A 26461-nucleotide genomic window follows, 5' to 3' on the forward strand; every position below is an offset into this window, starting at 1 on the left:
AGAAGGGACCATCCATGCGTAATCGCGCCATAGCCGTCGCCACCTGCGCCTCCGCCGTGCTCGCCCTCGGCGCGTGCGGCCAGAAGCTCCAGGACGCCGGTCCGTCGGCCTCCGCCGGCGCCGCGCCCGCGAGCCTCCTCTATTGGGGCAAGTGGGCGAAGGGCACCCCCCAGGCGAACCTGTTCGAGAGCGTCATCGCCGACTACACCCGGCAGACCGGCGTCAAGATCGACGTTCAGTGGCTCGCGCAGGGCCAGGAGCAGCAGGTCAAGAACGCCGTCGCCACCGGCGCCGGTCCCGACTTCTTCGACACCGCCATCGACCACACCGCCGAGTTCCGCGCCGCCGGCGTGCTCGGCGACATGGGCCCGATCTTCAGGACGAAGATCCCGGGCGAGGACAGGACCATCGAGGAGGTCCTGCCGAAGAGCGTGCTCAAGGCCATCGGCGACGACAAGGGGTACGGCTTCGTCCCGCACAGCGTCTTCTCCATCGGCCTGTGGTACGACTCCGCCAAGTATCCCGACTTCGCCCCCAAGTCGTTCGACGAGTTGCTGGAGATCGCCAAGAAGGAGAAGGCGGCCGGCCGCGCGCCGATCGCGCTCGACGGCTCGGTCAACGCCTACAACTCCTTCTGGATCCACCAGATGCTGCTGTCCACCGCCGGCCCCGGCATCCTGCTGAAGCTCGCCGCCGACCCGGCCGCCTGGGACCTGCCCGAGGTGAAGCGGGCGGCCAAGGCGCTGGAGTCGCTGGTGAAGGCCGATCTGTTCGAGCCCGACTACATGGCCACCAAGTTCCCGGCCGCGCAGAACGCCTGGGCGGGCGGCAAGCACAGCTTCATCCTGAACGGCTCCTGGCTCGGCAGCGAGACCGCCTCGCTGCGCGCCGCCGCGGTCAAGCCCCGCATCATCGCCTTCCCGCCGGTCGACCCCGCCAAGGGCGCGGTCGCCACGGTCGGCGCGCTCGGCTGGGGCGTGAACGCCAAGTCCAAGAACCAGAAGGCGGTCGCCGACTTCCTGGCCTTCGCCATGCAGAAGAAGTACATCGACCGCATCGGCACCGACGCGGCCAACATCCCCTCGCGCGCCGACTCGCCCGCCCCGGTGGAGCTCCAGCAGCTGCAGGCGTCCATCCGTGACGCCGAGCAGGTCACGCTCGACGGCGACGGCGTCTCGACCGTGCAGCCCAAGTGGCTGGCCGACGTCTTCCTCCCCCTCGACGACAAGTTCGTCGCCGGCAAGCTCAGCGCCGAGGAGTTCCTGGCCGAGGGCAAGGCGAAGACCGCCGCCATGAACGGATGACCGTGACCGTGTCCGACACCGCCCTGCGGGCTCCGTCCGCGGGCAGGCGGGCGAAGGCGTCCCGCGGCGCGCTCCAGGGCGAGCGCCGCCGGCTGTACCTGCCGATGCTGCTTCCCGCACTGATCGCCTACCTGGTCTTCTTCGTGCTGCCGTCGTTGTTCGGCGTCGCGCTCAGCTTCGCCGAGTGGTCAGGGCTGGGGACCGAGCTCTCCTGGGTCGGCTTCGCCAACTACGTGTCGATGGCCGGGAGCGAGCTGTTCCGTGCCTCGTTCGTGCAGACGTTGATCCTGACGCTGGTCGTGGGCCTGGCGCTGTTCCTCATCGCCGGCGCCTCCATGATCGTATTGCGTGCGGCGCGCGGCAGCGCGTTCATCCGGGCGGCCGTCTTCCTGCCGTTCATGATCTCGCCCATCGCCGTGGGCCTCGCCGTCTCGTTCCTCTTCAACCCGGACGGACTGATCAACACCGTGCTGGGGGCCCTCGGCCTGTCCGAGCTGCGCCAGCCCTGGCTGGCGCCCGAGCTGATCTTCAACGTGATCATGGCCGGAGTGGTCTGGAGCGCGGCCGGCTTCTACGTCGTGCTGGTGATGTCCGCGGTCGACGGCATCCCGCCGAGCTACTACGAGGTGGCCAGGATCGAGGGCGCGAGCGAGCTCCAGCAGTTCCGCTACGTCACGCTCCCGTTGACCAGGGACATGCTGGCCATCGCCGCCTCGCTCTGGGCGATCGCCGGCATCAAGACCTTCGAGATCGTCATCGCCTTCGTCGGCACGGCGGGCACCCCGCCCCCCGAGGCCAGGACCCTCGCCGTCGAGCAGTACCTCCGGGTCACCGGCGGCCGTGAGGGCGGACTGGCCCAGCTCGGCGAGGCCGCGGCGATCGGGATCGTGATGACGGTGATCACCGCCGTCCTGATCGTGCTGTCGCGCAGGATCCAGCGGCGCGAACGACTGGAGCTGGCATGATCCGCGCCGGGCTCGCCCTGATCAGGGCCCTGATCTGGGCCTGGGTGCTGTTCAACGTCGGCATGGTGGTCTGGGTCCTGCTGAACTCGCTGAAGAGCTCGCGGGAGATCTTCGACAACCCGGCCGGCCTGCCCGCCACCTGGATGTGGGAGAACTTCGTCACCGCGTGGTCGGACTCCGGGCTCGGAGCCGCCGCGGTCAACTCGGTGGTCCTCACGCTCGTGTCCGTCGTGCTCATCATGGCGCTGTCCATCCCCGCCGCCTACGCGGTGGCACGGCTGGGCGGGCGTTCCAGCGGTCCTGTCGCGACCTTCTTCGCGGTGGGCATGAGCATCCCGTTCCAGGCGTTCGCCGTCCCCATGGTCCTCATCGGGGCGGGACTGTCCCGGTTCATGATCGACTGGGTCACCGGCGCCTGGGACACGCGGATCACCGTCACGCTGTTCTACGTCGTGCTCAGCCTGCCGTTCAGCATCTTCGTGCTCATCGGCTACTTCCGCTCGCTGCCCGGCGACGTGGAGGAGGCGGCCGCCCTCGACGGCGCGTCGCCGTTCCGGACCTTCCTGCAGATCATGGTGCCGCTGGCCAAGCCCGGCATCACGACCGTGGCCGTGCTGAACGCGCTGAGCCTGTGGAACGAGACCGTGATCGTGCTGATGCTCGTCCCCGAGCAGAGCGCGCAGACCCTCAACGTCGCCCTGCTCAACTTCTACTCCAACATGCAATACACCTCGAACTGGGGTGGGCTCTTCGCCGGCGTCGTCATCGTGGTGCTCCCGATGATCGCGACCTATCTCTGGTTCGGCCGCCGCATCGTCAACGGCATGACGCAAGGCATCGGCAAATGACGCATCGGCACCTGACAAGGAACGGATCTCCCATGCACGCAACGGTCGGACTCATCGGCGCCGGAGGCATCGCCAACGCGCACCTCCCGGCCTGGCTCGACCTCGGCCACGACGTCGTCGTCCACTCGATCGCCGACGACGCCGAGGCGCTGACCCGGCGCCACGGGGGCGGCCGGATCGTCCCCAGCCTGGACGCCCTGTTCGAGGCGGCGGACGTCGTCGACATCTGCACGCCGACCCACACCCACTACGAACTGGCGCTCGCCGCGCTCGGCCACGGCCTGCCGACGATCTGCGAGAAGCCGCTGACCCGTACGCTCCCCGAGGCGGAGGACCTGGTCGCCCGCTTCGCCGACGCCGGGGTCCCGCTGTTCCCCGCGCACGTCGTACGCTATTTCGCCGAGTACGCCGAACTGCACCGGGCCGTCACCCGCGGCGACATCGGCAGCGTCGCCGTGCAGCGGCACACCCGCCAGGGCCGCAGCCCGGCCGGCGGCTGGTTCCTGGACGAGGCGCTCTCCGGCGGCGTGCTGCTCGACCTCATGATCCACGACATCGACATGGCCCGCTGGATCGGGGGAGAGGTCGAGCGCGTCTTCGCCCGCACCCACGCGGTCGGCGGCAGCCAGAGCACCCAGGCGTTCCTCACGCACGCCAACGGCTCGATCTCCGTGCTGACGGCGACCTGGACCACCGCGCCGATCGAGTTCAGGACGCTGTTCGAGGTGGCCGGTTCGCACGGGCTGCTGCACGCCGACTCCGACGAGCGCCGCCCCTACCGCTACCAGGGCGACGCCGTGCCCGCGCCCGACATCCTGCCCGACTTCTCCCCGCTGACCAGCCCCTACCGGGCCGAGATCGAGGACTTCGTCCGCTCGGTCGCCACCGGTGTCCCGCCCCGCGTCACCGCGCTGGACGGCCTGGCCGCCATGCGCATCGCCGACGCCGTCGCCCGCTCGGCCGCCGAAGGCCGGCCGGTCGACCTCAAGCCCCTGGAAGCCGCATGAAGATCGCCCTGCTCTCCTTCGCCCACCTGCACGCCGCCGAGTACGCCGCCGCGCTCCTGCGCTGCGACGACGTGGAGATCGGCGCCTACGCCGACGGCTACGACGGCGTCCCGGACGGCGTCACCGCCTTCGAGACCGAGGACGAACTGTGGGCCTGGCGGCCCGACGGCGTGGTGATCTGCGCCGAGAACACGCGTCACCGGGAGTTCGCGCTGCGCGCCGCCGACGAGGGCGTGCACGTGCTCTGCGAGAAGCCGCTCGCCACCTCGCTCGCCGACGCCACCGCGATGCTGGCGGCCGCCCGCGCCGCGGGAACCGTTCTCATGACCGCCTTCCCCGTCCGCTTCGCGCCGGCCTACGCCGACCTCCGGGCCGCGGTACGGCGGGGCGACCTCGGCCGGATCGTGTCGATCGCGGCCACCAACTGCGGCGGCGTCCCCACCAGCCGGGACTGGTTCACCGATCCGGCGAGCAGCGGCGGCGGCGCCCTGACCGACCACGTCGTGCACGTCGCCGACCTGCTCGCCGACCTGCTGGACGACGACCCGGTCGAGGTCTACGCGATCGCCAACTCCATCCCCAACCCGGGCAAGGCCGTCGAGACCGCCGGGCTGGTCTCCCTGCGCTACCGCGACGGGGTCATCGCCTCCATCGACTGCTCCTGGTCGCGCCCGCCCGGCCGTCCCAACACCGGCGACCTGGTCACCCTCACCGTGATCGGCACCGAGGGCGTGGCCGACATCGCGCCCTTCTCCGGGGTCCTCACCGGATGGAACGGCGGCCCGCTCGCGCACGGGTACGGCGCGCCGCTCGACGACCTGCTCATCCGCGCCTTCCTCGACGCCGTCCGCGACGGCGAGGCCCGCCAGCCCGACGCCAGGGCGGGCCACCGTACCGTCGCCCTCGTCGAGGCGGCCTACCGCTCCCTGCACGACGCCGCCCCCGTCCCCCTGGAGATCTGATGATCCGCCATGCCCTCGGCGCCGCCACGATGACCGCCGCCTTACTGGTGCTGCCCGCGCCCGCCGCCTCCGCCGCCGAACCGGCCACCGGACGTACGACGGTGACCTTCTCCGACACCCACGAGATCCTGCACGGCAACCCGTACACCGGCACCGCGTTCGACGTGAACACGCACCGGACGCCGGGAACGCCCGGCTACACCTTCACCAACGACCCGGGCATCACCGACTTCATCGAAGGCAGGAAGAAGATCCCCGCCGACGCCGACGTGGTGCGGCTCCAGCTCGCCTGGGCCGACTTCGAGCCCGACGACGGCGTCTTCGTCTGGGACCGCCTCGACGCGTTCATGAAGCGGGTGAACGAGCAGGGCAAGACGGTCGAGTTCCAGCTGCTCATGTCGGAGGCGCCCGACTACAAGAACGATCCGGGCGTCTTCCCGTACGAGTACCCGCCGGCCTGGCTGTTCGACAAGGCCGGGGTGCCCTTCCGGATGGCGCCGTACAACGACTACTTCTCCAAGCAGCCGATCTACTACAACCCGATCTACCTGGACCGGCTCAAGCGCGCGGTGGACGCCTTCGCCGGCCGCTACGACGGCGACCCGGGCGTGGCGTGGGTGGACCTGCGCGCCTTCTCCCTGTTCGGCGAGTGGTCGGGCTGGAACGACGCGATGAACTTCCCGTGGCCCGACAACGCCACCCGCGTCTCGACGCTCCAGGCGATCCTCAAGATCTACGACGACGCGTTCGACAAGTCGATGGTCATGATGCAGAACGCCGGCGCGGAGGTGAACAAGAACGACCCCGACGCCGACACCCAGGCCAAGCGGTTCAGCGTGTTCGGCTACGAGAAGGCGGCCACGTTCGAGAACTGGGGCGTGCGGTCCGACACGGTCAACGCCGGCTTCGTCTGGCACAACTACGGCGACACCGCGCAGGCCCCGTACGTCAACCGCAGGCTCCGCCGCGACATGATCCAGGTGTCCGAGGGCTCCAACTGGGACAACCCCACGATCATGCTGAACAACCCCCGGCTGTTCGTGAAGAACTCGCTGGAGGGCTACCACTCCAACCTCCAGGGCATCAACAACACCGGCTTCGCGAACTGGCAGCCGATGAAGGACGCCTACGGCGAGTGGTTCGAGACGCTGGCGCGTTTCACCGGCTACCGCTTCCTGATGCCCACCGCGACCTACGACACCGAGGTCAGGCCCGGTGGCGAGTTCCGCATCTCGCACACCTGGACCAACAACGCGGTCGGCTTCAGCCCCCGGCGCTACCCGGTCGAGGTGCGCTTCACCGACAGGTCCACCGGCGACGTCGTGTGGCGCGGCACCGACGCCACCCTCGACCAGACCAAGCTCTTCAAGGGCGACGTCCGCCAGATCAACTCGGCCTTCACCCTCCCCTCCGACCTGCCCGCGGGCTCCTACGACGTGGCCGTCGCCATGCTCGGCGCGGACGGCAGGCCGCGGATCGAGCTGGCGATGCCGGGCGGCAAGGACAAGGTCTACCCGATCGGCGCCGTCCGGGTCGCCGCGGAAGCCGTACCGGCCGGGCGGCCGACGACCCCGCTGACGCAGTTCACCGTCCAGAACGAGGACTACACCGCGGCCAACGGCGCCTACGGCGTCGAGACCCCGCCCGAGGGCGGCCTCGGCGCGCTCTACATGGACGCCGCCGGCGAGTCCGCCGAGTACGACAACGTCGACGTGCCCGCCACCGGCACCTACCGGGTGGAGTTCCGGGCCTCCTCCGAGGAGGCCAACCACCTGAAGGTCGAGGTCGACGGCAAGGAGGTGACCACCGTCAAGGTGCCGGACTCCGGCGGCTACAACACCTACAGGACCTTCGAACGGCGGATCCCGCTCACCGAGGGCCGGCACACGATCAAGCTCACCCGGCCCGACGGACGCTGGTTCTTCCTCAACTGGATGCGGTTCACCCTGGAACGGCCCGAGTCGATCACCCTCCAGGCCGAGTCGGCGACCGGGCAGCAGGGCACCCAGAACACCGACCTCGCCGACAGCGACGACGGCACCCCCGGCGTCACCTCCATCGACACCGGCGACTGGTCGCGCTTCGACGCCGTCAGCGTCCCCGCCGACGGCAAGTACCTGCTGCAGCTTCGCTACTCGACCGTCAACGACAAGCCGCTGAAGTTCCGCGTCGAGGTCGACGGCGCCGACGCCACGGGACCGCTGAGCCTGCGCCCCACCGCGGGCATGCTCAGCCCGCGGACCGAGGACTTCGTCCTGCCGCTGACCGCGGGCGAGCACTCGGTCAAGGTCGTCTGGATCGAGGCGAGCTCCAACATCGTCTGGAACTGGCTGCGGCTCGACCTGCAGGGCACCTCCGAGCAGACCGTCGAGGCCGAGCGCTGGACCATGCAGTGGAACACCGACCAGGAGTGGAACTGGAAGGGCCCCGACACGGGCGTCGTCACCAAGGACGGCGTCGTCGGCGGCATCGACCCGAACGACTACCTGCGCTACGAGAACGTGTTCGTCCCGAACACCGGCATGTACAAGGTGACCTTCAAGGGCTCGGCCGCCCAGGACACCACGTTCAGGTTCGAGGTGGACGGCGACCGCACCACGGTCTTCGTCCCCAAGTCCGACGACGCGAACGTGACCACCTGGGGCAAGATGTCCGCCGGCCTGCACACCCTCCGGATCGTGAGCGAGGGCAGCGGGCTGGCACTCGACAAGTTCACCCTCACCGCCTCCACCGCCGCGATCAAGGCACTCGACGTCACGGGCGCCGGCACCCTCAAGGTCGGCGAGCCCGCCCGGCTGTCCGTCGCGACGGTCGGCGCGGACGGCACCCGCACCCCGGTCACCGAGGGCGTCACCTTCAAGAGCTCCGACCCGTCGATCGCCACCGTGGACGCGGACGGCCTCGTCACCCCCCGCACCTGGGGCAGCGCCACGATCACCGCGATCCACGACGGATTCTCCGGCGAGCACAAGATCACCGTAACCGACCCGAAGGTCGTGCTCACCTACGTCAACGACACCGACAAGCGCATCGCCTACCCCGACGACGACTTCACCTACAGCCCCGACCGCGGGCTGGGCGACTACGGCGACGACGTCCACGCCGGCTGGCGCGCCGGGCAGGCCGTCGAGTTCGCCTTCACCGGCACCGGCATCAGCCTGCTGTCCGAACGCTACTCCGACATGAGCACCATCGACATCTACGTCGACGGCCAGCTCAAGGCCACGGTCGACTGCGACTCCCCGGTACGGCTGACCGCCCAGCGGGTGTTCCAGCTCACCGGGCTGCCGATGGGCGAGCACACCATCAAGGTCGTCAACGGCGCGGACAAGTTCCTCATCATCGACGCGTTCGTGGTCGAGACGCCCAACACCTGGAACGGCGCCGAACTCGGCGTCGGCAACGTCAACGCCAAGTCGGTGACCCTGACCTGGCCGTCCGTGCCGGCCGCCACCGGCTACGCGGTCTTCAACGGCGGCACGGAGGTCATGCGGGTGACGGGGACGACGGCTCGGGTCACCGGGCTCCGGGGCCGCACGAGCTACACCTTCACCGTCCGCCCGCTGGCGGCCGACGGCACGACGCTCCCGATCGAACTGTCGGCCACGGTCCAGACCAAGGGCTGACCGCACTTGCTCCAAGCGACCCGGCCGGCCCGGCCGGGTCGCTTCGGCATTTCCCCCGGGTTCCGCACCTGAGCTGGTCCGCCCGGCCGTCGGCCGCGGCGGTGGTGTCGAAGCGGTCAAGGAGGCGGTCACGTGAGCGCCTGCTCGGCGGACGCGTCCGGCGCGGCGGGCAGGCGGTGCCGGCGCTTGGGCAGGCCGAAGGTCGGGTGCGAGATGCCCCACAGCGAGATCTGGAGGATGCCGGACTTGATCCGCGCGGCCTTCCGGCCGCCCACGTACTTCGGTTTCGGCTGCGCTTCGTCGTCGACGAGCTGGAGGATTCCGTCCCGCCGTCCGAGGCTGATGTGGTTGCCCGGGTGGTGCAGCTTGCTCTTCGCGATGTCGCGGCCGGTCAGGCGTGCCACGATCGCGTCCGTGGCCCGCCGGCCGGTGGAGCCGGCCGACGCGCAGGACATCGGCAGCGGCCGGCCGTTGTCGCCCGTGGCGTGGGCGCTGTCGCCGGCGGCGTAGACGTTCGGGTGCGAGACCGACCGCATGGTGTCATCGACGATGATCTGCCCGTTGCCGGTGACCTCCAGCCCGGCGGCGGCGGCGATGGGGCTGACCGCGAACCCGGCGGTCCAGACGGTGGCGCCGGCTGCCAGGACGGTGCCGTCGGCGCACAGCACCCCTGATGCCTCGACGGCTTCGACGCTGGCGTGCTCCAGGACGGTGACGCCCAGCCGGTCGCAGGCCCGACGCAGATGGCCGCGGGCTCCGGCGGAGAGCCGGGCGCCGAGCCGGCCATGGGCGATGAGCGTCACCGACAGGCCGGGCCGGGATTCGGCGAACTCGGTGGCGGTCTCGATGCCGGTCAGCCCGTCGCCGACGACCAGCACCCTCCCGCCCTCGGCCTGCCTGACCAGGCCGTCCAGGCGCTCGCGCAGGCGCAGCGCCGCGGGCCGGGCGGTGACGTGGAAGGCGTGCTCGGCCACGCCGGGGACGCCGCGGTCGGCGACGCCGCTGCCGAGCGCGTAGACGAGCGTGTCGTAGCCGAGTTCGCCGGCGTCGGTGTGGACGATCTGGCGCTCGGGGTCGACGGCGGTCACCCGGGCCAGGCGCAGCCGTATGCCCGTGCCCGCGAAGACGTCGGCGAGCTTGTGAGCCTCGATCTGCCGGCCGGCCGCGAGCTGGTGCAGCCGCAGCCGCTCGACGAAGTCCGGCTCGGCGTTGACCACGGTGATCTCGGTGTCCGCCGGGGACAGCCGGCGGGCCAGGTTCCCGGCCACGTAGGCCCCGGCATAGCCGGCGCCGAGGACGACGACGCGGTGCTTCATGTGGTGCTCCTGTCGGTTCGCTTGCTCCTGCTGAGTGGGGCGTCGGCGCCCTCGCCTCTGTGACAGTGCGGCCATGTGACGTGGGTCACCGGTCACGGCTGTCACACGGCGGGGTGAGCCGACGCCTAGTGCATGGAGCAGGATTTGCGAGGGCGACAGGCAGGAGCCAGGGATGAACGAGCGCAGGGACGCGACGACAGGCGCAGCCCGGCCGACCGCCGACGGCCGACGGACGGACCCGGCGACGGAGGCGTTCCTCGTCCATCACAACCTGCTGTTCACCGTCGTCTACGAGATGCTCGGCTCGGTGGCCGACACCGAGGACGCCCTGCAGGAAACCTGGCTGCGCTGGGTCAAGGTCGACCTCGGGCAAGTGGTCGACCAGCGGGCCTACCTGGTGCGGATCGCCACCCGGCGCGCGCTGGACCGGCTGCGCGTGATGAAGCGCCGCAAGGAGGCGTACGTCGGCCCTTGGCTGCCCGAACCCCTGCTCACCGCGCCGGACGTGGCCGAGGACGTCGAGCTCGCCGAGAGCGTGTCGATGGCGCTGATGCTCGTGCTGGAGACGCTGTCGCCGACCGAACGAGCCGTCTTCGTACTGCGCGAGGTCTTCGACGTCGGCTACGACGAGATCGCGGCCGCGGTCGGCAAGACCCCGGCGACCGTGCGCCAGATCGCGCACCGCGCCCGCCGGCACGTCGATGCCCGCCGCCCGCGCGAGGCGGCCTCCCCGGACGAGACCCGGGCGGTGCTGGCCTCGTTCCAGCGCGCGGTCGAGACCAGGGACCTGCAGGGCCTGCTCGACGTGCTGGCCCCGGACGTCGTCCTGATCAGCGACGGCGGCGGCGTCAAGCGGGCCGCTCCGCAGCCGATCACCGGCGCGGGCAAGGTGGCCCGCATGATCGTCGGCGGCCTCGGCAAGGCCCGGATCACCCTCACCGCCGAGCCCACCATGGTCAACGGCAACCCGGCGCTCCTCCTGCGCGTGGACGGCGACATCGACGGCGTCATGGCGGCCCGCGTCGAGCACGCCCGCGTCACCGGCCTCTACTACGTCCGCAACCCGCGGAAGCTGACCCGCATCGCATCGGAGACTCCGCTCACCCTGCGCTGAACCCGCACAAGCGGCAACACATTCACCAGATCTCATGCTGGGAGGTCATTCATGACAGAGAACGTCGCCCACACCGGCGAACTCGCCGACCTGGAACTGCCGGTCGAGCGCGGCTGCCCGTTCAGCCCGCCCGCCGCCTACGAACGACTGCGCGAGCAGGCGCCGATCAACAGGATCCGGTTGGCCGGCGGAGGCCAGGCGTGGTGGGTGTCCGGGCACGAGGAGGGCCGGGCCGTCCTCGCCGACGGCCGCTTCTCCTCCGACAAGCGCAAGGACGGCTTCCCGCTCTACACCCTCGACGCGGCCACTCTGCAGCAGCTGCGCAGCCAGCCCCCGCTGATGCTCGGCATGGACGGCGCCGAACACGCCGCGGCCCGCCGTCCCGTGATCGGCGAGTTCACCGTGCGGCGGCTGGCCGCGCTGCGCCCGCGGATCCAGGACATCGTCGACCACGTCATCGACGACCTGCTCGCCGCCGACCAGCGGCCGGCCGACCTGGTGCGGGCGCTGTCGCTGCCGGTGCCCTCCCTGGTGATCTGCGAAATGCTCGGCGTCCCGTACGCCGACCACGACTTCTTCCAGAGCCGCACCGCCATGATGGTGCGGCGGACCTCCCTGGAAGAGCGCCGGCGCGCCTTCGCCGAACTACGCGCCTACCTCGACGACCTGGTCACCCGCAAGGAGTCCGAACCCGGCGATGACCTGTTCGGCCGGCAGATCGCCCGGCAACGCCAGGAGGGCGTCCTCGACCACGCGGCCCTGGTCAGCCTGGCCTTCCTGCTGCTGACCGCCGGGCACGAGACCACGGCGAACATGATCTCGCTCGGCGTGGTCGGGCTGCTGACGCATCCGGAGCAGCTGGCCCTGGTCAAGGCCGACCCGGACAGGACGCCCATGGCCGTGGAGGAACTGCTGCGCTACTTCACCATCGCCGACGGGGTCACCTCCCGGCTCGCCACCGAAGACGTGGAGATCGGCGGGGTGCGCATCAAGGCGGGCGAGGGCGTCATCGTCTCGATGTTGTCGGCCAACTGGGACCCGGCGGTGTTCAAGGACCCGGGCGAACTCGACGTCGAGCGCGGCGCCCGCCACCACCTCGCCTTCGGCTTCGGCCCGCACCAGTGCCTGGGCCAGAACCTGGCCCGGATGGAACTGCGGATCGTCTTCGACACCCTGTTCCGCCGCATCCCCACCCTGCGCCTCGCCGCACCCGCCGGGGACCTGCCGTTCAAGACCGACGCCGTCATCTACGGCGTGCACGAACTCCCGGTCACCTGGTGAGCAGGACGGGACGCGCGCATCGGAGGTGGATCGCCTCCAACCGGCTTCCGAGGTCCTGCGTTCATTAGGGCGGAAGGAGTCGCATGGACAAATATGAGGGATTCAGGGAGTTCGTCAGCGCCCGCCAACAGGCGTTGATGCGCACCGCGTACCTGCTCACGGGAGACGCCCACCGGGCTGAGGACCTCCTGCAGACCGTGCTGACCCGGATCGCCCGGCACTGGCCCAAGCTGGCCAAGGACGGCAACCCCGAGGCGTACGCCCGGCGGGCCCTGGTCAACGAGCACGTGTCCTGGCTGCGGCGCAGGCGCACGGACATCCTGACCAGCAGCCCGCCGGAACCGGCCTACGATCCGGAGTCCGCCGGGCTGCACCGGATGGTCCTGCAACAGGCGCTCGTCCGGCTGACTCCACGGCAGCGCGCCGTCCTCGTGCTGCGTTTCTACGAGGACCTCAGCGTCGAGGAGACCGCCGAGGCGCTGGGCTGTTCAGCCGGCACGGTCAAGAGCCAGACCCACTACGCCCTGGGCCGCCTGCGCGTCCTCGCGCCCGAACTGGCCGATCTGTTGTCCGAAATCGATCCGGTGGAGGTGCCGCGATGACGAGGTTCCGTGACGAGCTCGACGCGATCGCCCGGCAGGCGCCCGACGTCGATCTCGCCGAGGTCGCGCTGCGGGGCGCCCGGCGTACGCGAACGACTCTGATCAGCGGCTCCGCGGTCGCGGCCGTCGCCGCACTGACGCTGGCCGTCACCCTTCTCGTCAATCCCGGCGGGCCCGCCGACGTCGGCGCCGTCACGAGGGGTACGCCCTCGTCCGCTCCGACCTTCCGCGGCGTTCCCGCGGGGCCGACACCGTCGCCGGAGGACCTCGTCCCCGTCCGCGCCGTGCTGCCCGCGTCCGGGGTGGGGCCGGTGCGCTACGCCTACTACGACTTCTGCCAGGACGCATGGAAGCCCGGCGCGGACAACGCGCCGGTGGCCGACGAGACGTGCCTGCAGTGGAAGGTGGTCCTGCAGGACGGAACCCGGTACCGGGTCGCCGATGCGCTGAGCGTCTACACCGACCAGACCAAGAAGAACTACATGAACACCGCCGCCCCGCTGGCGATCTCCCGCGACGGACGCCGCATCGCCTACTACGTCCCCGGGCGTGAACGCTTCGCCGTCCGCGAGCTCGACACCGGCCAGGTCTGGGACATCCCCCAGGTGGTCAGGCGCAAGGCCATGGTCAAGGGCGGCGGGCTGATCACCTTCTCGCCGGACGGGCGCCGGCTCGGCCTGAACCTGGTCGGCATCCCCCAGGTCGTCGTGGACGTGGAGAGCGGGCGGGTCGTCGAGGAGGTGCCCAAGGGCTGGCAATCCCTCCATCCCGCCGACGAGGGCGTCCCCATGGTCGTGGAGCACGAGGACGGCCGGTTCGGCGTGCTCTCGGACGGCAAGGTGACGGTCTTCGCCGAGCCGAAGACCTGGGCGCTGACGGGAGCCGTCGGCCCGGACGGCACGACCGTGGCCATGCTGACCGGCCCGGCGGCGAAGGGGGAGACCGTGACGAACAGCGAGCCGTACGACAAGATCGTCACCATGGACCGGGCGAGCGGCCAGGTCAGGTCCGAGGTCAAGCTCGACCCGCCGCGGCAGCTGAACCCGCACCGGCTCGGATACTGGCTCAACGAGCGTGAGGTCCTGGCCCTGGGCACCGCCATACGGGACCCGGGCTCCGACCGGTGGCCCGACCTCGGAGACATCGCCTACGCCATCGACGTGACCACCGGCAAGATCCGCAAGCTGGCCGCCTACCGGCTGCCCCCGTGGGGCGGCAGCGTCTCGGCGCCCGGCTTCCCCAGCGGCTGACGCCCCAGGACGACAGCGGCCGGGGCCGGCGCGGGAGCGGCCGGCTGTCGTCGAACTCCACGGTCAGCCCGTTGCTGTGGCGGAGCATCGCGAGCCTGACCTCGGCCTCCGGAAGAAATGGATCTTTCGGTTGCCTTGGGGTCCAGCCCGGCAGATACTTCTCGCTGTGACGGCGACCGAGCCTCTGCTGGCACGAGCGCAACTCACCGCCCTTCTCGATCAGATCCCGCGACACCGGCTCACCGTGGTGACCGCGGGCCCGGGCGGCGGCAAAACCTCAGCCGTACGCGGCTGGACGCGGGCCCGGCCTGATCAACCGGTGACGTGGCTGACCTGGGCCGACGACGCCACCCTGATCGAAGAGATCTGCCAGGCCCTGGGCGCGCCGGCCGGGTGGATCCGCTCGGCCGGGCTCGCCACCGAACTGGCCGCCGCCGTCTGCCGGCCGACCGTCCTCGTCATCGACGAGGTGGAGCGGATCGAGCCGGGCACCCCCGGGGCGCGCCTGCTCGAAGAGCTCTGTCACCACGGCGGCGACGACCTTCACCTGGTGTTGATCTCACGCTCCGCCGTGCCCTTCCCGATCCAGCGCATGCGCGGCCTCGGCCATGTCTTCCAGGTGTCGGCCGAACAGCTGGCCTTCACTCCTGCCGAGACCCGCTCGCTCGCCTCGATCGTCCTGGGGGCGGACGACCTGGCGGAGGAGGTTCACGAGCTCACCAAGGGGTGGCCGGTCGCCGTACGGCTCACGTTGAGCTGGCTGAGCGGCCTGCCCCGGTCGGACCGTGCCAAACGGATCGCCGCCACGCCGGTGTTCGACTATCTGGTCGAGGAGGTGGTGAAGGACGAGCACGAGGAGTTCCTCCGCGCGACCGCTCGGCTGCCGTGGTTCACTCACGAGCTGTGCCAGGCGATGGGGGTCGCCGTCTCCCGCGAGGAGCTCCGCGCTCTGGCCGCTCAGCACATCCTGATCACGCCCTGCGATCAGGGCTATGTGGTGTCCACCCTGGTCAGGGAGTTCATGGGCGATGCCGGACGGGGGTCGGCGGCGGCCCATTGGTATGAGTCGCATGGGTTCGTCCGGGAGGCGCTGGCGGTTTGTGCCGAGCCCGGCCATCGGGTGGCGATGATCGAAAGGTGGCATGCGTCGCTGCTCGCCGAGGGGCACGCGGCTGAGCTCGTCCGGGCCTGCGTCGCCGTACCGGAGGAGCGGCGGACGTGTGCCGTGAATCTGGCCGAGGGGCGGGCCCGCCAGGTTCAGGGGGACTGGGCCGGCGCGCTGGAGTGCCTTCGCCGTGTCGACGCCACCGACCCCGCGGTGGCCTGGCGGATGGGGATGATCTATTACCAGCGGGGGGACTACAAGGCGGCATTGTCGACGTTCGAGCTGGCCGGCGGCTTCGACGGCTCGGCGTTTCCGCTGCCCTCGTCGAGCTCCTCCGACCGGGCGATGTTGCTGGCCTGGTCCGCCAGCGCTCGCTGGCTGGTCGGCGAGAGCGCGGAGGCGACCCAGCTGGCCGAACAGGCCCTGGCGATGGCCACCCGCTGCCAGGACGAACGCGCTGCCGCCTGCGCCCACACCGCGCTGGCCATGGTCACCCACGACGCCGGCGACGGGGCCGGAAGCGAACGGCACAGCGCCCTCGCCCTCGCCGCCGCGGAGAGCGCGGGAGACCTGCTGCTGTCGGCGCGCGTCCTGGCCAACCGCGCCGCGAGCCGCACGGAGGAGGCCCGCTACGACGAGGCCATCGCCGACTCCGACCTCTCGGTACGGCGAGCGGACCTGGTCGGGGACCCCGTCCAGACCGCGATCGCCCTGCACAACCGCGCCGAGGCGCTCATGGGCCTGGGCAGGCTCGACGAAGCCCTGGCCGACTTCCGACGGGCCCGCGACATCTTCAGCCGGGTGGGCAGCGACAAGCTCGGCCACCCACTGGCGGGGCTCGGCCAGGTCTATCTGGAGCGCGGGGAGCTGATGCATGCCCGGATCAGCTTCGAGAACTCCCTGAAGCATGCCGAACAACTCCGAAACGCCCATCTGACCCAGACGGTCCTGGCCGGACTGGCCCGTGTCCACGCGGTCGACGATCCGGCGCTGGCCGTACAGCTGGCCGAACGCGCGGTCGCGGCAGGCGGCGGCTCCAGCCGGGTGGACGCGCTCCTGGCCGCCGGCTGGGTCTGGGCGGAGACCGGCGACCGGACCAAAGCCGGCGCCTACGCCCGATCCGCCCACGAGGCGGCCGTCAGCCGCCGCGACCGGGCCAAGATCGCCGAAGCCCTGGAACTGTCGGCCTTCACCGTGGCCGAATCCCCGGGCGAGCGGGCAGACCTGCTGGCCTCCGCAGCGGAGATCTGGGCGCAGATCGGCAGCCCCGTGGACATCGCGCGTAACGCCTTCGCCCGCGCGCGGCTCAGCGGCTCCGGCCTCGACGAGGCGGAGCAGGAGCTCCGCCGCGCCGGCGTCCGCGGGCCGCACGGCTCCGGCGCCGGCCTGCTCCGCGGGATCACGCTCCTCGACCAGGACGCCGTGCGGTTGTGCATGCTGGGCGGAGTACGGCTCAGCCGCCGCGGCGGCGCTGTCGAATGGCAGTCCCGCAAGGCGCGCGACCTGCTGACCTGGCTGGCGTGCCAACGCGGCCGCACTGTCGCCCGGGAAGCGGCGATGGAGATCCTCTGGCCGGGTGAGGAGCCCGCGTCCTGCGCCAACCGGCTTTCGGTCGCTCTGTCCACCGTGCGCTCGGTCCTGGATCCGCAACGGAAGTTCGGCCCGGGGGAGTTCGTGCGCGCCGACAAGTACAGCATCCAGCTGGTCGGACTCCGTACCGATGTCGAGGAGTTCCTCTGCGCCGCCGCCGAGGCGCTCGCCGCCGAGGACGAGGATCTGCTCGTCGCGGCCGAAGCCCGCTACACCGGGGACGTCTGCGAGGACTCTCCTTACGCCGAGTGGCTGGAGCCTCTTCGTGAGGAGGCCCGCGCCGTGCACCAGGCCCTGCTTCGCGAGCTGGCCTCGCTCGCGGCGGCGGCCGACGACCCCGACGGAGCGGTGCGCTACCTGCTCCGGCTGCTCGAACGGGATGCCTACGACGAGGCGGCCCACCTGGACCTGGTTCGGACGTTGGCCAAGGCCCGCCGCCATGGTGAGGCCCGTCGACGCTACCGGCTCTATGCCGAGGCGATGAGAGAGCTCGACGTGGAACCGGCCCCCTTCAGCCTCACCTGAGCGCAGGAACGGCCTCACCTGAGCGCGGAAACGCGAAGCGACCCTGGGGGACCCGGCGCGGGAGCGTGGACGCGACTTCGGGCGCGCCGATGAGTTCTGTGCGGATGCGTGGTCGATACGGCTGGACACACCGGCAGCGGTGGCCCTGTGCTGGGAACGTTCAGCGCGGGAGGAAGCACATGGAGGCAGTGATGAGCGTCGACGACTCCAAGCAGGAGCACACCATCCGGACCGGCGAGCAGCGGGTGAGCGGTCCCCGGGTGCTGGTGGCGGGGGCCAGCATCGCGGGACCCGCGCTGGCCCACTGGCTGCGCCGGCGGGGGGCCGAGGTGACCGTGGTGGAGCGGGCCGCCGAGCTGCGTCCCGGCGGGCAGGCGGTGGACGCGCGCGGGGTCGCCAAGGAGGTCATCGTGCGCATGGGGCTGGACGCGGCGGTGCGCGCGGCGTGCACCGACACCGCCGGCGCCCACACCGTGGACGCGGACGGGCACGTGCTGGAGACCTTCCGTGCCGACGACGACGGTGGCGACGGGTACATCGCGGACATCGAGATCCTGCGCGGGGACCTGTCCCAGCTGCTCTACGACGACACCCGCGACGGCGTCGAGTACGTCTTCGGCGACCGGATCGCGGAGCTCGCCCAGGACGCGGACGGGGTCGACGTGGTCTTCGCGGGCGGCGACCGGCGGCGCTTCGACCTGGTGGTAGGGGCCGACGGGTTGCACTCGGCGCTGCGGGCGATGGTCTTCGGCCCGCATGAGCGGTTCCTCCGCCACCTCGGGCACGTGCTGGCCTTCTACAGTGTGCCCAACAAGTTCGGGCTGGACCGCTGGCTGCTGGAGTACCAGGATCAGGAGTCCGGTCGCTCCGCCCTCCTGCGGCCCATCCAGGACGCCACCCGGGCGATGGCCATCTTCTCCTTCCCCGCGGCCGACTTCGACGTCGACCACCGTGACATCGCGGCCCAGAAGGTCCTGCTGCGTGAGCGGATGGCGGGCCTGGGCTGGTTGACCCCGGACATCCTCGCGCACCTGGACGACACCCCGGACTTCTACCTCGACCAGGTCGCCCAGGTGGTGATGGGCCGCTGGTCGAGTGGACGGGTGGGGCTGCTCGGGGACGCGGCGTTCAGCTCTTCGCCGATGTCGGGGCAGGGCACCGGGCTGGCGCTGGTCGGCGCCTACCTGCTGGCCGGAGAGCTGGCCGCCGCCGGATGGGACCCCGACGCCGGGTTCGCCCGCTACGAGGCGCGGATGCGCTCGTTCGTCGAGGCCAACCAGGAGATCGGCCGGTTGAACGCCCGCAGCCGCGTCGTCGCGGGGCCGGACGCCGAGCCGCGCCCCGATTTCACCGGCGAATGGTTCACCGAGCTGGTCGGGCGCGCGATCAACGGCGTCGAGCTGCCCGACTACGCGGGGATACCGGACTCCGCAGCCCCGACCACCTCGCCGGCCAAGCCGTAGGTGCCACATGGCGTGTCGAGAGGGACCACCCCCACCCCTCGCCGGCCCGTACGGCTTGTGGACGACCCGCGCCGGGACCGCACACCATGCTCGAAGCGCCGCCGATCGGTGTCAAGTCCGCGGTTGACGCACCATTGCGGAATCCTGCGTTGTTCCCCACGCCGTACCGGCGAAGCTGGTCCAGCATGAAACACCGCAAGAAGGACCATCCATGACCGGCAACCGCGCCAGAGGAGATCGGTGAACGTCGTCTCCGGAAGGCGGCGCGCGGAACGGCCGGTCCGGCTCGCGCCGGGCGATCACCTGCCGGTCGGGACGGGGCCTCGTGCCAGAGCCTGACGGATCCGGCGGGTGAGGTCGTCGGCCAGGATCTCGGCCTGGCCGCCGGCGAGCCCGTCGAGTGCCTGGGTGGCGACGTCGGCGGGGTCCGCCTTCGGGACACCGTCCAGCCCGGCGGTCATGTCGGTGTCCATGAAGCCGACATGGAGTGCCGAGACGCTGATCCCCCTGGGCTGGAGTTCCTCGCGGGCCGCGTCGGTCAGCGCCCACGCGGCCGCCTTCGCCGCCGCGTACGCCCCGGCTCGCGCCGGGTGCAACCACGAGATCACCGACAGGATGTTCAGGATCGCACCTCCGCCGTTGGCCTCGATGACCGGGGCGAACGCTCTGGTGACGGCGAGGGGGCCGTAGAAGTTCGTCTCCAGTTCCCGGCGCACCGCGTCGAGGTCGCCGCCGATGAGAGGCGTGCCGGTGGAGATCCCGGCGTTGTTGATCAGGACGGTCGCGTCGGTGGCGATCCGCGCGGCAGCCCGGATCGACGCGTGGTCGGTGACGTCGAGGAGCAGCGGGGTGACTCCTGGCAGGTCCAGGTCGTCGGGGCGGCGGACGGCCGCGTAGACCGATGCGCCGCGGTCCAGCAGCTGTGCGGCCAGGTGGCGCCCCAGACCCCGGTTCGCACCGGTGACCACCGCGACCGCGCCGTTCAGAACCATGCCTGCCTCCTTGATGCGGATGAGATAGATGATGAACGTAATCTATCTGCCGCAGCATAGGATAGATGACAACTGACATCCGAATGGGGGCGCAGATGGGACGCGGATCACAGGCGCAGGCACGGCAGAACCGCCGGCGGGTCGTCGACACGGCCTCCCGCCTCTTCCGCGAGCAGGGCACCGAGGTCAGCGTCGCCGACCTGATGAAGGCCGCGGGTCTGACCCACGGCGGCTTCTACAAACAGTTCGCCTCGAAGGAAGCCCTCATCGGCGAGGCGACCGCGCGCGCCTTCGAGGAGCACGCCGACGTTCGCGCCGGCGCGCTCGAACGGCACGAGGGAGATCGCGAAGCCGCCCAGCGGGCGTTCATCGACGCCTACCTCTCCGCCACGCACCGCGACAACGCCGCCGACGGCTGCCCCGCCGCCGGACTCGCCGTCGACATCGCCCGCGGTCACGGGGACGCGGAGGCTCGCCGCGTGTTCACCGAGCAGGTCGGCGACACCGCGGCCTGGCTCGCCACCGCCGACCAGGACGGCGTCGTGCGGCTGTGCACCATGGTCGGCGCCCTCGTCCTGGCCCGCGCCACCGCGGGCGACCCGCTGTCGGAGGACATCCTCGCCGCCGCCCGCACGGCACTGACCGGCGACCAGACCACTCCCTAGGGGACGCCGCACGTGATTCGCCCGTTCCGCCGATCAATGAGTCTGGAAAGCTCATCTTTCAGGAGGAGCGGACAGAGCAGGCGTGGAACTGCGTGACATCGAGATCTTCCTGACCCTGGCCGAGGAACCGCACTTCGGCCGCACCGCTGCCGAGCAGGCGGTGACGACGCCGTCCGCCGGAACAGGGCGGGTCGGTGCATTGCTCGGGACGATGGGCTGATATTTCCCCATCTCGGCGATATTCAGGTGTGATGCGGCACGCTGATCGCTACTGTGGGATCAGCTTCGCGAGACACGGAAAGGCGCGGGTCGAATGGGCGTCGGTCATCTTTCTCCAACAAAGAACCCTCCGGTGCCCGCCACGCACATCCGCGCCTTTCCGGGCCGCGCGAAGCTGGTCAGGTCCGGTGCCGGCACGGGTCGAATCTCATCGGTTATCGCCTTCTAAGCCGGTGGTTGCGGGTTCGAATCCCGCCACGGATCTCGGTCCGTGTAGCTCAATGGCAGAGCACCGTAACGGCCGGTGGGGCACCCATATCCGTGCCGGTTCCAGACCTGATCGCACGTCAGCCTTGCCGGCGGTACGGGTCGAATTCGATCGGTCATCGATTCCCATTCGAGTTGTCCGGGTTCGAGCCCCGGCGCCGGCAAGGCTGACGCGCACAGGCAGGGGAGCGGGTCGAAGTTCGTCGGTTATCGGGAACAGGTTGTCGCAGGTTCGAGTCCTGCCCACCCGGCAAGGCCGGATGGTAGCTCAGCTGGAAGAGCGTCTGTCATAAAGGCCGGTGGACGTCACCACATCCGCTCCCCTTCGTCATATCCGCCCTCGGGCGGGTCGAAAGCAAGGAGCTGACAATGGCACGTGACCCTCTCGCGAGCGTTTCGGCGTTCGCGACCCCGCAGACGCAGCCGATCCCCGGCCGTACCGACCAGGTGCGGAACGCTGCCGGCGGCTACGCGTTCGCCAAGGACGTGTGGCGCAAGCTGGAGGACTTCCTCATCCTCGGCACCACCGGCGGCACCTACTACGTGGGCGAGAACCAGCTGACCGCCGACAACGCGGGCGTGCTGTTCCAGGCCATCGCCGAGGACGGTCCGCGCGTCGTCAGGCTGCTCACCGACATCTCGACGGCCCGGCCGCCGCGCGCGCCGAAGCAGCGTCCGGCCCTGTTCGCGCTCGCCGCCTGCTACGCCAAGGGCGACGACGACACCCGCCGAGCGGCCAAGCAGGCCCTGGCGAAGGTCGCCCGGACCACCGACCACCTGGCCCAGTTCTTCGGCTACTACAAGAACCTCGGCGGCAAGGCGACCGGTCGAGGCACCGCGCCCACGATGGGCCGGAGCCTGCGCACGGCGCTCGGCTCCTGGTTCCTCACCGGCGAGGCCGACGCGGTCGCGTTCAAGGCGTGCAAGGCGGCCCAGCGCAGGACGCCGCAGGGCGAGGCGTTCGCGCTGCGGGACGTGCTGCGGATCGCCCACCCGGTCGCCGACTCCGACCAGCGCAGGACGCTGTTCGGCTGGATCGCCGGCAACGTCTCCGACGACGAGGCGCGCGACGAGCTGCCCGCCGTCGACCGGTTCCTGACCGCGAAGGCCGTCACCACCGCCGAGGACGCGGTCCGGGTGGTCACCGAGGCGAAGGTGCCGTGGGAGTTCCTGCCGGACTCGGTTCTGAAGGAGCCGTCGGTGTGGGAGGCGCTGATCGAGACCGTCGGCCTGACCGCGCTCATCCGCAACCTGGCCCGCATGACCCGGCTCGGCACCCTCAAGCCGATGGCGGACGCCACGTCGCGGGCGGTGCTGCGGCTCACCGACCAGCAGGCGATCCTGCGCGCCCGCATCCACCCGATGGACGCCTGGCTCGCGATGCGCGTCTACGCCTCCGGGCAGGCGCAGCCCGACCCGCGCGCCGACGTGCACACCTGGCAGCCCGTCCCGGCCATCCTCGACGCGCTGGAGGAGACGTACGAGCTGTCGTTCGGCGCGGTCGAGCCGTCCGGGAAGCGGCTGCTGGTCGCCGTCGACTCGTCCGGATCGATGAGCTGGGGCGGCGGGGTCCGGGTGGGCGGTTCCCCGATCGGCTCCCCGTACGAGGTGGGCAACGCGATGGCGGTCATGCTGTCGCGCATCGAGAAGGGCGACCTGCACGTCATCGACGTCGACACGTCCGTGCACGCCTCCAAGGTGACCCCGCGCACGAACCTGCGCGAGATCGCCTCGTGGCAGCCGTCGGGCGGCGGCACGGACCTGTCACTGCCGTTCACGTGGGCGCGTGAGCAGCGCATGGAGGTGGACGGCATCATCGTCTTCACCGACAACGAGACCTGGGCGGGACGCTCCCACCCGACGCAGGGCCTCGACGCCTACCGCCGCACCGTCAACGCCGACGCTCGCGTGGTCGTCGCCGCGATGACGCCCGCGGGACATTCGATCGGCGACGCGAAGGACGAAGGCGTCCTGAACGTGGCCGGCCTCGACGCGTCGCTCCCGCTCATCGTCAACGGCTTCATCCGCGCCTGAAAGCGGTGATTTCCCCTCGCTTGCGCCTGGGACAGCAGGCTCAACACTCGCATGAGTCGCAGCGCTCACGCCTCTCCCCGCGGACGGTTTTCCGGAAAAGATCTCCGATGGACAGACACCTGTGTTCTTCTCGATGGGGTGTGCGCCGATGGATCGCAAGCGGGCGAAGCTGACAAACGCTTCTCCGTCCACCGGGCGTACCGCGTGCTGGAACGCTTCCAGGACCTGCATACGGAGGTGCGATGAACTTCCCGCGCTGGCCGGAGCCCTTGCGGCCGGGTGATCCGCGCCAGGCGGGGGCCTATCGGCTGGAGGGGCGGCTGGGTGGTGGCGGGATGGGACAGGTGTTCCTGGGGCGCTCTCCCGGCGGCCGCCCAGTCGCGGTGAAGCTGGTGCGGCCCGACCTGGCCGACGATCCCGGGTTCCGGAGCCGGTTCGCCCTGGAGGCCGAGGCCGCCCGCCGGGTCGGCGGGTTCTACACCGCCCAACTCGTCGACGCCGACCCGGAGGCCGACCCGCCTTGGCTGGTCACCGCCTACATTCCCGGCCCGTCCCTGCACCAGGCCGTCGAAGCGCACGGCCCGATGCCCACGGAGGCGATCACCGTGTTGGGCGCGGGACTGGCCGAGGGGCTCGGCGCGATCCACGCCTGCGGCCTGGTGCACCGCGACCTCAAGCCGTCCAACGTCATCCTCGCCGCCGACGGCCCCCGCGTCATCGACTTCGGCATCGCCCGTGCACTGGACGCCACCTCCCACACCCTCTCCCGCGCGGTGGTCGGCACCCCGTCGTTCATGTCCCCGGAACAGGCACGAGGCCGGGAGATCGGTCCGTCCAGCGATGTGTTCTCCCTCGGGCTCGTCCTGGCGTTCGCCGCCACCGGTCGCAGCCCGTTCGGCGCGGGACGGGCCGAGGCGGTCGTCTACCGCATAGCCCACGACGAACCCGACCTGACCGGCCTGCCCGCCCCCCTGACGGAGCTGGTGAAGCGCTGCCTGGCCAAGGATCCCGGTGACCGTCCCGGCGTGGCCGAGATTCTCAGAGAACTCACCGACCCCACCCGGACGACCACCCGATGGCTTCCGCCGCCGTTCGCGACGATGATCGCCGAACGTCAGCTGCAGACCCCGCCGGACCTGGCGCCCGTCCCGCCTTCCGATCCCGGCACCCACCAGGGCAGCACCCGACACGATCCCGACCACGGTCGAGCCCTGGACGCTTCCGGTGATACGGAGCGGTACCCGCACCAGCCGGATCACCAGGCACCCGATGGCTCCGACATGCCCGCCGGCAGGCGCCGCCCGACCCGGCGCCGGTTCCTGCTCGGCGGTCTGGCCGCGCTGGGCGCCGCGGCGGTCCCGATCGGCTGGAACCTCTGGTCCCGCCGCAACCGGCTGACCGACGAGGATCTGTACGCGGTCGCGTTCAGCCCGGACGGGCGCACCATCGCGGGAGGCAACATCTCCGGCGACGGCTGGCTGTGGGCCGCCGACTCGCACGAGATGATCGCCGACTTCTCCGACGAGAATTCCGTCAACGGCGCCATGGCCTTCACCCCCGACGGCTCCGCACTGGTGACAGCCGGGATGAAGGTGCCGTTGAGCTTCCGCGCCCCCTCCACCGGGAAGGTGACGCACTCGCTCCCCTCGCCGGTCGGGGGCGCTCGCACGATGGCGTTCAGCGCGGACGGCGCCCAACTCGTCGTCGCGGGAAACATCCCGGTCGGCAACCTCGAAGCCGCCGAGATCTGTGTCGTCTGGGACGTCGCAGCCAAGGAGCCGAAGCGCAAGCTGCCGTTCGCCACGAAGGCCGGTTCCGCGGTGAACTCGGCGGCGTTCATCGACGACGGCCGCTCGATCCTGCTGGCAGGGGAGAACCTCACCGCAGCCGACGGGACGGACGGATTCTGGCGCTGGAACCTCGGCAGCGGCGACCTGGAGGCGATCGGCCCCGACGGAGAAGGCTCGGCGGTCGCCGTGGGCCCCAACGGGAAGCAGTACGCGCTGGGCGGCGCGCACGGCTGCTCCCTGACATCCGATGACGGAACCGGGCTGCGCACCATCAGCAACGCGGACGTCGATGCCCTCGCCTTCAGCCCGGACGGCGCCACCCTGGCAGTGGCCGACAAGGAAGGCATCCGGTTGTGGGACACGGCGACCGGCCGGGCGAAGGCGACCGTGACCGACCGCAGGGCTGCTGCGCTGGCCTTCCACCCCGATGGAACCTTCCTGGCCTCAGGAGGTTGGTTCGTGGATGCCGAGGGCTGCCGGCTGTGGCCGGTCGAAGACCCGTGACCCGGTTACGCGTCCGGTGCCGCACCGACGATGAGCTCGGCTGCGTCAGCCTGCCAGCCGGGCGAGGGCCAGGGCGTGCGCCCGGTCGAGGGAGTCTGCGGCGGCGCAAGGGATGTCCGGCTGCACGCCGGTGCCCTCCCAGTTCGCGCCCGAGACGGGGTTGACGGCGCGGCCGGTGGGCACGGTGGCCTCCAGGTGGGGATGCACGGTCCAGCCCTTGCACGGGTGCGCGCCGCCGCGGGTGGGCTCGCCGACGACAACGGCGCGGCCGAGCTGCTGCAGGTCGTAGGCCAGCTCCTCGGCGGCGGAGAAGGTGCTGCCACTGGACAACACGTACAAAGGCTTGCTGCCGCCGAAACGCGCGCCGGGAACGTGCGGCAGGCTCCAGGACTGCTCGCCGCGCTCGCCGCCGCGCCAGTGCATGGTGTTGAGGTGGGTGCGCTCGTCCAGCAGGTAACTGCAGACGAAGGCGACGGTGTCCGGGTCGCCGCCCCGGTTGTCGCGAAGGTCCACGATCAGCGCCTGGGCGCGGGAGGCCAAGGTGAGCGCGGCGCTCAGCGGTTCGGCGGCCCAGTCCAGCGGGAACAGCATCGGCGCCAGCTCCACCACGGCGACTCCTCCGTCGAGCAGCTGCACCCGGGGCGCACCGCCCAGCGAGGTGTCGTAGTCGCGGCGGATGGATTCCAGGGTGGCCGCGCCCTGCTCGGGGGACACCGGGTCGGCGTGGTGCTTCAGCCTCAGGTGTTTGTCGCCGTTGACGGACTGCAGGTCCGCGGTGACCAGACGGGCGAGCTCCTCGGCGCCGCCGACGTCGTAGGCGCCCTCGGCGAGGCGTCGTCGTAGCAGGTCGGCAAGCTGCTCGGCTATCTCGGGGAAGATGTAGTGCTCGGTCAGCAGGCGGGCCGTCTCGTCGATGACGGGGGCAGGCCGGAGGTTCGTCAGGGGCGTCATGGCAGGAAGTAGAGCACCGCCCCTCCGAAGACGTCAAAGACGCTTGAAACGCCTTCGGCAGGCGGCGAAACGGCCTGCACG

Annotated in this window: 19 protein-coding genes; 16 read left to right on the plus strand and 3 right to left on the minus strand. The window is 70.8% G+C overall.

Annotated features, from left to right (window positions below):
* Positions 1-14 precede the first annotated feature (14 nt).
* Genes ACFYUV_RS34255 through ACFYUV_RS34280 form a run of 6 tightly spaced genes read left to right on the plus strand, consistent with a single transcriptional unit; the run spans position 15 to position 8712 of the window.
* Positions 15-1304, plus strand: coding sequence for an extracellular solute-binding protein (locus tag ACFYUV_RS34255; protein ID WP_387675936.1), 1290 nt, complete (start codon positions 15-17; stop codon positions 1302-1304).
* Entirely contained in the window at positions 1301-2269 is a 969-nt protein-coding gene (locus ACFYUV_RS34260) for a carbohydrate ABC transporter permease (RefSeq protein WP_387675938.1), read from the plus strand. The genes ACFYUV_RS34255 and ACFYUV_RS34260 overlap by 4 nt, the downstream gene beginning before the upstream one ends.
* Positions 2266-3117, plus strand: coding sequence for a carbohydrate ABC transporter permease (locus tag ACFYUV_RS34265; RefSeq protein WP_387675941.1), 852 nt, complete (start codon positions 2266-2268; stop codon positions 3115-3117). The genes ACFYUV_RS34260 and ACFYUV_RS34265 overlap by 4 nt, the downstream gene beginning before the upstream one ends.
* A complete protein-coding gene (locus ACFYUV_RS34270; RefSeq protein ID WP_387675944.1) occupies positions 3114-4124 on the plus strand; it encodes a Gfo/Idh/MocA family protein in 1011 nt (336 codons plus the stop codon). The genes ACFYUV_RS34265 and ACFYUV_RS34270 overlap by 4 nt, the downstream gene beginning before the upstream one ends.
* The gene (locus ACFYUV_RS34275) at positions 4121-5086 is read left to right on the plus strand and encodes a Gfo/Idh/MocA family protein (protein ID WP_387675946.1); all 966 of its coding nucleotides are present in this window, start codon (positions 4121-4123) and stop codon (positions 5084-5086) included. The genes ACFYUV_RS34270 and ACFYUV_RS34275 overlap by 4 nt, the downstream gene beginning before the upstream one ends.
* A complete protein-coding gene (locus tag ACFYUV_RS34280; protein WP_387675948.1) occupies positions 5086-8712 on the plus strand; it encodes a carbohydrate-binding protein in 3627 nt (1208 codons plus the stop codon). Before ACFYUV_RS34275 ends, ACFYUV_RS34280 begins: the two co-directional genes overlap by 1 nt.
* Before the next feature lie 128 nt (positions 8713-8840).
* Here the strand turns inward: ACFYUV_RS34280 and ACFYUV_RS34285 are convergent, their stop codons facing one another.
* Positions 8841-10028: an NAD(P)/FAD-dependent oxidoreductase gene (locus tag ACFYUV_RS34285; protein WP_387675951.1), complete on the minus strand. Its 1188-nt coding sequence runs from the start codon at positions 10026-10028 to the stop codon at positions 8841-8843.
* 172 nt (positions 10029-10200) lie between these two features.
* Here ACFYUV_RS34285 and ACFYUV_RS34290 point away from each other — a divergent pair, with 172 nt between their 5' ends.
* The 6 genes from ACFYUV_RS34290 to ACFYUV_RS34315 all read left to right on the plus strand — a co-directional run bounded on the left by ACFYUV_RS34290 (position 10201) and on the right by ACFYUV_RS34315 (position 18958).
* A complete protein-coding gene (locus ACFYUV_RS34290) occupies positions 10201-11142 on the plus strand; it encodes an RNA polymerase sigma-70 factor (RefSeq protein ID WP_387675954.1) in 942 nt (313 codons plus the stop codon).
* A gap of 51 nt (positions 11143-11193) precedes the next feature.
* Positions 11194-12423, plus strand: a complete 1230-nt coding sequence (locus ACFYUV_RS34295; RefSeq protein ID WP_387675957.1) for a cytochrome P450 — start codon at positions 11194-11196, stop codon at positions 12421-12423.
* 83 nt (positions 12424-12506) lie between these two features.
* Entirely contained in the window at positions 12507-13025 is a 519-nt protein-coding gene (locus ACFYUV_RS34300) for a SigE family RNA polymerase sigma factor (protein WP_358298005.1), read from the plus strand.
* The gene (locus ACFYUV_RS34305) at positions 13022-14275 is read left to right on the plus strand and encodes a hypothetical protein (RefSeq protein ID WP_387675960.1); all 1254 of its coding nucleotides are present in this window, start codon (positions 13022-13024) and stop codon (positions 14273-14275) included. The genes ACFYUV_RS34300 and ACFYUV_RS34305 overlap by 4 nt, the downstream gene beginning before the upstream one ends.
* Positions 14276-14594: 319 nt before the next feature.
* Complete coding sequence (locus ACFYUV_RS34310; protein ID WP_387675963.1) at positions 14595-17495, plus strand: tetratricopeptide repeat protein; 2901 nt, start codon at positions 14595-14597, stop codon at positions 17493-17495.
* Between the two features lie 191 nt (positions 17496-17686).
* Positions 17687-18958, plus strand: coding sequence for an FAD-dependent monooxygenase (locus tag ACFYUV_RS34315; protein ID WP_387675966.1), 1272 nt, complete (start codon positions 17687-17689; stop codon positions 18956-18958).
* A 299-nt stretch (positions 18959-19257) separates the two neighbouring features.
* On the opposite strand, the gene ACFYUV_RS34320 is transcribed toward ACFYUV_RS34315, so the two are convergent.
* Entirely contained in the window at positions 19258-19950 is a 693-nt protein-coding gene (locus tag ACFYUV_RS34320; RefSeq protein ID WP_387675969.1) for an SDR family oxidoreductase, read from the minus strand.
* Positions 19951-20015: 65 nt separating this feature from the next.
* On the opposite strand from ACFYUV_RS34320, the gene ACFYUV_RS34325 reads away from it, so the two are divergent.
* From ACFYUV_RS34325 to ACFYUV_RS34340, 4 genes are all read left to right on the plus strand, one after another.
* Entirely contained in the window at positions 20016-20615 is a 600-nt protein-coding gene (locus ACFYUV_RS34325; RefSeq protein ID WP_387675972.1) for a TetR/AcrR family transcriptional regulator, read from the plus strand.
* Between the two features lie 82 nt (positions 20616-20697).
* On the plus strand, positions 20698-20835 hold the full coding sequence (locus ACFYUV_RS34330) for a hypothetical protein (RefSeq protein WP_387675975.1): 138 nt from the start codon (positions 20698-20700) through the stop codon (positions 20833-20835).
* 635 nt (positions 20836-21470) lie between these two features.
* On the plus strand, positions 21471-23135 hold the full coding sequence (locus ACFYUV_RS34335) for a TROVE domain-containing protein (RefSeq protein WP_387675978.1): 1665 nt from the start codon (positions 21471-21473) through the stop codon (positions 23133-23135).
* Positions 23136-23377: 242 nt separating this feature from the next.
* Positions 23378-25429, plus strand: a complete 2052-nt coding sequence (locus ACFYUV_RS34340) for a WD40 repeat domain-containing serine/threonine protein kinase (protein ID WP_387675981.1) — start codon at positions 23378-23380, stop codon at positions 25427-25429.
* 45 nt (positions 25430-25474) lie between these two features.
* Here the strand turns inward: ACFYUV_RS34340 and ACFYUV_RS34345 are convergent, their stop codons facing one another.
* Positions 25475-26380 (minus strand): S41 family peptidase, encoded by a 906-nt coding sequence (locus ACFYUV_RS34345; protein WP_387675984.1) that lies wholly within the window; start codon positions 26378-26380, stop codon positions 25475-25477.
* Positions 26381-26461 lie beyond the last annotated feature (81 nt).

Origin of the sequence: Nonomuraea sp. NPDC003560, from assembly GCF_042878785.1 — a bacterium.
GTDB lineage: Bacteria > Actinomycetota > Actinomycetes > Streptosporangiales > Streptosporangiaceae > Nonomuraea.